The organism is Brevundimonas sp., assembly GCF_036677305.1.
Classification (GTDB): Bacteria; Pseudomonadota; Alphaproteobacteria; order Caulobacterales; family Caulobacteraceae; genus Brevundimonas.
Genome location: NZ_JAKFEB010000201.1, coordinates 1 through 7,324, shown reverse-complemented (window position 1 = coordinate 7,324; position 7,324 = coordinate 1). Strand labels below are relative to the sequence as shown.

Below are 7,324 nucleotides of genomic sequence, written 5' to 3'. Positions count from 1 at the left end.
CGACAAGCTGCGTCCGCAAGGCCGCGAGGCCGGCGACATCGTCCACATGGACGGCCGGGTGCTGGGCGCTCACTCGGGCATCACCGACTACACCATCGGCCAGCGCCGCGGCCTGAACGTCGCCGTGGGCGAGCCCCTGTTCGTGACGAAGCTGGATCCGGCGAAGCGCCACGTCATCGTCGGCCCGCGCGAGGCCCTGCTGACCGCGTCGCTGACGCTGGACGAGACCAACTGGCTGGGCGACGGGGAGACCATCGAGGCGGCGGCTGAAGCCGGCGCGCCGGTGCTGGCCCGCGTGCGCTCTACGCGTCCGCCCTCCCCGGCCCGGCTGGCCCTGATCGACGGCGCGGTCGCGATCCTGTTCGACACCGGCGAGGAAGGCGTGGCTCCGGGTCAGGCCTGCGCCCTCTACGATCCCGCCGATCCCGATCGCCTGCTGGGCGGCGGCTTCATCAAGACGACCACCGCCGTTGTCTGAGGCGCCCGACGCGCTGGCGCTGACCATGCGCGCCGGACTGCCGTCGGACTTCCTGTATCTGCGCGATGAGTTTCCCCGCGACCGCTGGACCTCGAAGCTGGACGAGACGGCGGCCTTCTGGCTGCAGATGCACGCCAGTTTCCGCGGGCATCAGGCGCATATGGACGGCCTGGTCGGCCAGTGGCGGGCCAATGGCGACGCCGCAGCCCTGCACCGCCAGCTGATCCCGGCGCTCCAGTCCTTCCTGCAGCACCTCGACGGCCACCACCGGGTCGAAAGCGGTCAGTATTTCCCCATGATGCGCCAGATCGAGCCGAAGATCGGCGCCGGCATCGACCTGCTGGACCGGGACCACGACGCCATCCACGAAACGCTGGAGGCGCTGTTCCAGGGCGGTCTGGCGTTCCATCAGGCCGTCGGGGCCAGGGCGCCCGACCTCGCCGACAGGGCCAACCGCCTGTCCGATCTGATCGACGCAAACGCCGGTCCCCTGCTGCGCCATCTGGAGGACGAGGAGGACATCGTCATCCCCCTGATCCAGCTGCGCGGCCTGCACGGCTAGGGTCGGCCCGGCATCAGCTTCCGGCGCTGACGCACCAGGGCCAGCGGTCGACCGTCCGGCGCCCAGGCCACCCCGTCCTCGACCGCCCAGCCGCTTCCCACGTCCTGGCTGGTGAAGTGGAAATAGGCCCAGCCCTCGGGCGAGGTGTCCGGCGTCAGTTCCGTCAGCAGATCCGCGCGCAGGTCGACGCTGGCCGAGACGACCGGCGGCGCGGGCAAGGCCGTGAAATAGGTCGGATACAGACCGTCCAGCAGGAACAGCAGCCGGGCCTCGTCCAGCGGCGCCGCGTCGACGGTCCGCATCCAGCAACCCAGTTCGGGCGCCGCGTCCGTGTTTTCGCCGAACAGTTTCGGCCCCGCGACGAAGCGGTGCTCGATATGGCGGGTGAACCAGGGACCGAAGGTCGGGTCCAGCGGCGACGGCTCCAGCTCGTTCACCGGCGGGGGCGAGGCCGTCAGCGGAGTCAGCACGGGCCCGGCGACATCCCGGCCATATGTGCCCAGCGCCTGGATCGCCGCACGTTCGCCCTGCCCTCCGGTGACCGAGGCATAGGCGACGTTGCGGCCTCCCCGGTTCATCGTCGGAGTGAAGACCGCGTCCTCGAAGCGGGCGGCGGCCAGATACTGGATGGTCAGGGTCTGGAGCGGGGTCTCGATCCCCAGGCCCTGACGCATGGCCCCGGCGGCGAGCGCCGCCATCAGGCCGCCGAAGGGCGCGCCGCGCTCCTGCGGCGCCGAGCGGGGCGCGTTGGAGAATCCGCCGTCCAGCCGCGCCCTCAGCCCCCCGGAGCCGTCGTCGGTCAGGGTCAGGGCTTCGGCCAGTGTCTGGGTCATGCGCGTAGCTATATCGGAGAAAGGGCGGGCGGAAGTCGGGGAGGCTTCCGCCCGAAGTCTGGGGATCCGGAAACGCCGCGGCGCCTCCGTAGCCAAACAAGACTGACCCAGTCCGTCCAGATTGGCAACCCTCTTGCCAAATGGCTGACGCAGGGTCACTTTCACCTCATGGGACGCACCGCAGACTACTCACGCCAGAGCTGTTCGATCGCCGCGACGCTGGAAGTCATCGGCGATCCGTGGACGCTGCTGGTCATCCGCGACGCCTTCAACGGGGTGAGCCGCTTCGAGCAATGGCAGGAGCGGCTGGGCGTCGCCCGCAACGTTCTGGCTGCGCGGCTGAAGACCCTGGTCCAGCATGGCGTGCTGGAGCCGCACCTCTATTCCGAACGCCCGCCGCGCAACGAATATCGCCTGACGGCCAAGGGCAAGGACCTGTACGGGGTGCTGGTCACCCTGCACGCCTGGGGCGCGCGCCACGTCTATGGCGAGGAGGATTCGGGCCTGGCCATGATCCACAAGGAATGCGGCAAGGACCTCGCCCCGCGCATCGCCTGCGGCCACTGCAACGAGATCGTCAAGCCGCGCGACATCCAGTTGGTTCACGCGAAGGACTGCCCGACCGTCGGGGACGTCATGCCCCGGGTCGACGAGAAGGCGGCCTGAGCCATGGCCGCCGTCACCGTGATCGGCAGCCCTGTCTCGCCCTATGTGCGCAAGGTGCTGGCCGCCTGCGCGATCAAGGGGGTCGAGGTCGAGCTGGACCCGATCTCGCCGATGTACGGCAATGACGATTTCGAGCGGATCAGCCCGCTGCGGCGCGTGCCCGTCTGGATCGAGGGCGATCTGGTGCTGTGCGACTCCAGCGTGATTGTCCAGTACATCGAGGAGACGCGGCCCGGCCCGTCGCTGTGGCCGGCCGATCCGGTTCAGCGGGCGAAGGCGCGGTGGCTGGAAGAGTTCGCCGACACCCGCCTGTTCGACGTGCTGGGCTGGCGATTGTTCTACCAGATCGCCCTGAAGCCCCGCTTCTTCGGGGCCGAGGCCGATACCGAAGTGGTGGAGAAGGCCCGCGACGTCGAACTGCCCCAGATCCTCGACTATCTGGAGAGCCAGACGCCCGAGGCCGGCTTCCTGCTCGGCGCGCTGTCGATGGCAGACCTCAGCGTCGCCCCCGCCTTCCTCAACGGGCGCGCGGTGCAGGTCAATGTCGATCCCGATCGCTGGCCCCGCCTGGCCGCCTGGCTGGAGCGGATGAACGAGGAGACGCCGCTGGGTCCGCTGAACAAGCTGGCGCGCAACCTGATGCGCACGCCCCTGGCAGGCCACCGCGAGCGCCTGACCGAGTTCGGCTTCGCCCCGGCCGAACGCAGCTGGGCGGGCGAGGCCGCCCGCCGCGGCCCGATGACGCCGCAATAGTCACGGCGCTTGCCCAAGTCGCCCAATCGGCCCATTCAACCGCCCGAATTTCCTTCCGACCCCCTCCCCAGGTTTCCGTCATGTCCGATCCCGTCGTCATCGTCTCCTTCGCCCGCACCCCGATGGGCGGCTTCCAGGGCGCCCTGTCGGGCGTGAAGGCCACCGAACTGGGCGCGACGGCGGTGAAGGCCGCTGTCGAGCGCGCCGGGATCGCGCCGGAGAAGGTCGAACAGATCTACATGGGCTGCGTCCTGCCCGCCGGCCTCGGCCAGGCCCCGGCCCGTCAGGCCGCGATCAACGCCGGCCTCGGCCGGCATGTCGAGGCGACGACGGTCAACAAGATGTGCGGCTCGGGCCTGCAGGCGGTGATGATGGCCTCGGACAGCCTCGCCGCCGGCAGCGCCGACGTGATCGTGGCGGGCGGCATGGAATCCATGTCCGGCGCTCCGTACCTGATGACCAAGCACCGCGGGGGCGCCCGCATCGGCCACGACGTCATCGTCGACAGCATGTACATGGACGGTCTCGAGGACGCCTACACCCCCGGCAAGCTGATGGGAGCCTTCGCCGAGGAGTCGGCGCAGACCTACCAGTTCACCCGCGAGGCGCAGGACGCATACGCGCTGGAGAGCCTGAACCGCGCCCTGGCCGCGATCAGCTCCGGCGCCTTCAAGGCCGAGATCACGCCGGTGGAAGTCGCCTCGCGCAAGGGCGTCGTGACGGTCACCGAGGACGAACAACCCGGCAAGGCCATGCCGGAGAAGATCCCGACCCTGAAGCCCGCCTTCTCGAAGGACGGCACCATCACCGCCGCCAACGCCAGCTCGATCTCGGACGGCGCCGCCGCCCTGGTGATGACGCGCGAGAGCGTGGCGAAGGCGCTGGGCCTGCCTGTCGTCGCCCGCATCGTCAGCCACGCGGCCCACGCCCATGAGCCGGGCCTGTTCACCACCGCCCCCGTCCCCGCCATGCAGAAGGCGCTGAAGAAGGCCGGCTGGTCGGTGGACGACGTCGACCTGTGGGAGGTCAACGAGGCCTTCGCCGTCGTCGCCATGATCGCCATGCGCGAACTGGGCATCGACCACGCGAAACTGAACGTCAATGGCGGCGCGACGGCCCTGGGGCACCCGATCGGCGCCTCGGGCGCCCGCGTCCTGACCACCCTGTTGGCGGCGCTGCAGGCGCGCGGCGGCCGCAAGGGCATGGCCAGCCTGTGCATCGGCGGCGGCGAGGCCGTGGCGGTGGCGGTCGAACTGGCCTGACCCCTGGGCGGCCTTGAAACAGCCGCGCTGATCCTGTGACCTCTCCAACCGGAGGCAGGATATGAGACAATCCGGTGCAGGCGTCCTGGCGGCGATCATTCTCGCCGTTCCATTGTCCGCCGCGGCTCAGCCGCGGTGCACGGGAACCGAGGCCTACGAGGGATCCCCGGTCCACGCGCCGCCGTCGGAAACGGACTATCCCGCCCCGGCCGCGTTCGATGACGCCGCCTTCCCGGCGCCGGCCGCAGAGGCCCTGAAAGACGCCTTCGAACGCGCCGTCACGGCCAACGGAGCCCTGTCGTTGACGGCGGCGGTCTGGGCGCCGGGCCGCGGGTTCTGGAGCGCGCGGCGGGAGGCGGACGGCGTCGCGTCCCATCCGCTCCACTCCTGGGCGAGCGCCGGCAAGATGGCGACCGCCGTCGCCATCCTGCAGATGGCCGACGAGGACCGGCTTGACCTGTCGGATCCCGTCACCCGCTGGCGGCCCGATGTGCCCAACGGTCAGTGGATCACGGTCCGACGCCTGCTCGATCACACCAGCGGTCTCTTCAGCGCCAACGAGGACCCCGCCGCCCGCGCCGATCCGCGTTACCGCAATCTGGATGAACAGCTGGAGATCGTGCGCCGGCACGGCCCGCTGTTCTGCCCGGGGCAGGCGTGGCGCTACACCAATACTGGCTACGCCCTGCTTGGCTCAGTCATCGAGGCGGTGGACGGACGATCCTATGCAGAGGCCGCCATGGCCCGGACGTTCGGTCGGCTCGGCGTGGCGGAGGCCCGCATCCTGACTCCGGAAGAGGCCGTCCCGGATATCCAGCCCTTCGGAGCCCCGCCGCCGGGCGAGCCGCGTCTCGACCCCAGCTGGCCCGGCGCGGCGGGCGGCGTCGCGGCGACGCCGCAGGCCATGATCCGGCTGCTCCACGGGACGCTCTCGGGCGAACTGCTCCGGAGAGAGACCGTCCGGAGCCTGCTGGCCCAGCCGCGCCAGATGTTCGGAGCGCCCACATGGTATGGCCAGGGGATGATGCTCTATGACGTGCCGGCCCCGCAGGGCGACTTGTTCTGGATCGGTCACAGCGGCGGAGCGCCGGGCGTGAAAGCCGTCGTCGTCTGGTCGCCGGCGCGACAGGCCTATGCCGCCGTGGCCCTGACGGGCGACGGCTCGGCCGAGGCGACGGCGAACCTGCTGTTGGCCGCCTTGAACGGCGGTCCGTAGCCTGGCGGCCCGGCTGACGAGCCGGGATCGGCCGCAGCCGGGCCGCCGCTTTCCTGCTAGCCTTGGCGACGGGAGACACCGATGTTGCTGAACCGAAGAGGGGCGCTGGGGCTTGCCGCGCTGGCCGCCGCGCCGAAACCGTCAGGCCTGCCTCCGGCCTCGCAGGCCATGGCGCCGCCGGACCCGACCGAGACCATCCGGCTGTGGGCGGGGGCGGCGCCCGGGGGCGAGACCGTGACCGTGACGCCCCGGGTCGTCGAACGGTCGACCGACCCGGCCTTCCATGACCGTTTCGCCCAGTACACGACCGATCCTATCCTGACCGTGCTCAGACCCGAGCGGCCGAACGGCGCGTCGCTGCTTCTGATCCCGGGCGGCGGATACCGATGGGCGGTGGTGGACAAGGAGGGACTGGACTGCGCCCGGCCGTTCGCGGCGGCGGGGGTGACCTGTTTCATCCTGCGCTATCGTCTGCCGGCCGACGGCTGGGCCGCCGGACCGGCCGCCCCGCTGCAGGACGCCCAGCGGGCCCTGCGGCTGGTGCGCCAGCGGGCGATCGCCGACGGTCTGGATCCGGCGCGGGTGGCGGTGCTCGGCGCCTCCGCGGGCGGTCACCTGGCGGGGGCCCTGACCGCGAGCAAGGACGCCGTCTATGAGACGGTCGACGGGGCCGACGCCCTCTCGTTCAGGCCCGACCTGTCGATCCTGATGTATCCGGTGGCGACCATGGACGGTCCGTTCGCCCACGCCGGGTCGCGCGAACACCTGCTGGGTCCCGACCCGTCGCCCGAGGCGCTCGCCCGATGGTCGCTGGAGCGGATGGACTGGACCGGCGCCCCGCCGACCTTCCTGCTGCACGCGCTGGACGACATGTCGGTGCCCGCAGAGAACAGCGTGCAGCTGCTGGGCGCCCTCCGCGCCGCGGGCGTGAAGGCCGAGGCCCATCTGTTCGAGGAGGGCGGCCACGGCTTCGGGGTTCGTCTGATCGCCGGAAAGCCCGCGTCGGTCTGGCCGGACCTGGTCCACGCCTGGGCCGCGCGACGGGGCTGGACCGGCCGGGTGTCGGAAACCTAGAGGCCCGGCCGCAGATCCACGGCCTGGGCGATGCTCTCGGCCATGGCCCGGTCGGCGCCGTCCAGGCTCATGGTCCAGACATGGATTTCGCGCGGCGCCTCGGGCCGCTGGAACAGATGTTCCTGGGCGTGGCGCACGCCGTCCTCGGTCGAGACGACCGAGGCGCGACCGCCGGCCTCGATCATCTGGCCGCTGTAGATCGGGAACTGCGACGCCGGCCCGGCATAGATCATGACGAACGACTGGTCGCCGCGGCGGATCGTATAGATGCGGAAGTCGGGGCCAGGGCGGCCGGTGACGATTTCGAACCCGGGCGGAAGGGTCACGGCGAACGGCAACTCCGCGCGGGCGGCGGCGTCGAGAACGGTGACGGTGGACGCGCTCGGCGGCGGCGGGGGCGGCGCCGGCGTGGCCACGGGAGCCGCCGCGGGCAATGCCGACCCGGCCACCGGGCCCGTCGGGAGCGGTGGCGCGGGGCGC

General features: G+C 71.1%; 9 protein-coding genes. 7 read left to right on the top strand and 2 right to left on the bottom strand.

Features of this window, described 5'->3' with window-relative positions; all coding sequences use genetic code 11:
* Together V6M42_RS11880 and V6M42_RS11875 are read left to right on the top strand one after the other, a co-directional pair.
* On the top strand, window positions 1-478 hold a 478-nt coding region (locus V6M42_RS11880; protein ID WP_332678632.1), incomplete at its 5' end, for a tRNA methyl transferase PRC-barrel domain-containing protein.
* Window positions 471-1,040 (top strand): hemerythrin domain-containing protein, encoded by a 570-nt coding sequence (locus tag V6M42_RS11875; RefSeq protein ID WP_332678630.1) that lies wholly within the window; start codon window positions 471-473, stop codon window positions 1,038-1,040. The genes V6M42_RS11880 and V6M42_RS11875, both read left to right, overlap by 8 nt.
* Here the strand turns inward: V6M42_RS11875 and V6M42_RS11870 are convergent.
* On the bottom strand, window positions 1,037-1,873 hold the full coding sequence (locus tag V6M42_RS11870) for an acyl-CoA thioesterase (RefSeq protein ID WP_332678629.1): 837 nt from the start codon (window positions 1,871-1,873) through the stop codon (window positions 1,037-1,039). The genes V6M42_RS11875 and V6M42_RS11870 overlap by 4 nt on opposite strands.
* Window positions 1,874-2,041: 168 nt before the next feature.
* Here V6M42_RS11870 and V6M42_RS11865 point away from each other — a divergent pair, with 168 nt between their 5' ends.
* The 5 genes from V6M42_RS11865 to V6M42_RS11845 all read left to right on the top strand — a co-directional run bounded on the left by V6M42_RS11865 (window position 2,042) and on the right by V6M42_RS11845 (window position 6,844).
* Complete coding sequence (locus tag V6M42_RS11865; RefSeq protein ID WP_332657474.1) at window positions 2,042-2,539, top strand: winged helix-turn-helix transcriptional regulator; 498 nt, start codon at window positions 2,042-2,044, stop codon at window positions 2,537-2,539.
* A gap of 3 nt (window positions 2,540-2,542) precedes the next feature.
* A complete protein-coding gene (locus V6M42_RS11860) occupies window positions 2,543-3,292 on the top strand; it encodes a glutathione S-transferase family protein (RefSeq protein ID WP_332678627.1) in 750 nt (249 codons plus the stop codon).
* Between the two features lie 80 nt (window positions 3,293-3,372).
* Window positions 3,373-4,554 carry a thiolase family protein gene (locus V6M42_RS11855; protein ID WP_332678625.1) on the top strand — a complete coding sequence of 394 codons (1,182 nt, stop codon included), beginning with the start codon at window positions 3,373-3,375 and terminating at the stop codon, window positions 4,552-4,554.
* Between the two features lie 61 nt (window positions 4,555-4,615).
* Window positions 4,616-5,770, top strand: coding sequence for a serine hydrolase domain-containing protein (locus V6M42_RS11850; protein WP_332678624.1), 1,155 nt, complete (start codon window positions 4,616-4,618; stop codon window positions 5,768-5,770).
* A gap of 81 nt (window positions 5,771-5,851) precedes the next feature.
* A complete protein-coding gene (locus tag V6M42_RS11845; protein ID WP_332678622.1) occupies window positions 5,852-6,844 on the top strand; it encodes an alpha/beta hydrolase in 993 nt (330 codons plus the stop codon).
* Here the strand turns inward: V6M42_RS11845 and V6M42_RS11840 are convergent.
* Window positions 6,841-7,324 (bottom strand): hypothetical protein (locus tag V6M42_RS11840; protein ID WP_332678620.1); only part of this gene is annotated, 484 nt, incomplete at its 5' end. The two genes, V6M42_RS11845 and V6M42_RS11840, sit on opposite strands and share 4 nt — an antisense overlap.

What these genes read in the sequence shown, in the direction of transcription:
- V6M42_RS11870 (WP_332678629.1), bottom strand. Translation starts at nt 1,873, where the DNA reads ATGACCCAGACACTGGCCGAAGCCCTGACCCTGACCGACGACGGCTCC.
- V6M42_RS11865 (WP_332657474.1), top strand. Translation starts at nt 2,042, where the DNA reads ATGGGACGCACCGCAGACTACTCACGCCAGAGCTGTTCGATCGCCGCG.
- V6M42_RS11860 (WP_332678627.1), top strand. Translation starts at nt 2,543, where the DNA reads ATGGCCGCCGTCACCGTGATCGGCAGCCCTGTCTCGCCCTATGTGCGC.
- V6M42_RS11855 (WP_332678625.1), top strand. Translation starts at nt 3,373, where the DNA reads ATGTCCGATCCCGTCGTCATCGTCTCCTTCGCCCGCACCCCGATGGGC.
- V6M42_RS11850 (WP_332678624.1), top strand. Translation starts at nt 4,616, where the DNA reads ATGAGACAATCCGGTGCAGGCGTCCTGGCGGCGATCATTCTCGCCGTT.
- V6M42_RS11845 (WP_332678622.1), top strand. Translation starts at nt 5,852, where the DNA reads ATGTTGCTGAACCGAAGAGGGGCGCTGGGGCTTGCCGCGCTGGCCGCC.